A 605-nucleotide genomic window follows, 5' to 3' on the forward strand; every position below is an offset into this window, starting at 1 on the left:
CAATTTTGGCAGGAGTTAAAACTAATGTTGCAATAGAAAGGACTTTTTTTATGCAACAATCTACTTTAGATAAATTGAATGTTCTTGCAAAACAAGATAAGGGAAATAAACAAGCATTCAAAAACATTGTAATTAAACTTGGTGTAAAGCCTGTCCAACATTTCCCTAAACTTAGAGACAAGGATGGTAAAGCCGTCAAGGATGAAGATGGAAATGACAGACGAAGTGAAAACAGTGATGGCTATACGTACACTTTCAGTGATTTTGAAACATCACGTATTGTCAAAGTGGTTTTAAATAAGCTCTATGATGTAAAGCCAATGGAAGCATATATCGTTAGTGGCTTAGGCTATGACATTCGAAGCGGAAACATGATTTTCATTGACGAAGACGTTAAATTGATGGCTTATAAGTAGCTGTCGGTAGGTGTGACCCAGTTGCCAGAGCTACTGGGTCACTTGCTAAGGGTACCCACTCTAGTTAGGTACCCTCGCAATCAAAATAAGGGAGCGTAAAAATGTCTGTAAAGCCTGTTGTATCAATGGGTTACAAGGTTGGCTGGTTTCAGTGTACAGAATCTTCAACAGATGATACTGTATTAAACC

The 605-nt window shown here is 37.9% G+C and carries 1 protein-coding gene; it reads left to right on the plus strand.

Going from position 1 to position 605, the window contains the following annotated elements; genetic code table 11:
* On the plus strand, positions 1 to 416 hold a 416-nt coding region (locus H9635_RS19100), incomplete at its 5' end, for a hypothetical protein (RefSeq protein ID WP_225231416.1).
* Positions 417 to 605 lie beyond the last annotated feature (189 nt).

Origin of the sequence: Solibacillus faecavium, from assembly GCF_014836905.1 — a bacterium.
Classification (GTDB): domain Bacteria; phylum Bacillota; class Bacilli; order Bacillales_A; family Planococcaceae; genus Solibacillus; species Solibacillus faecavium.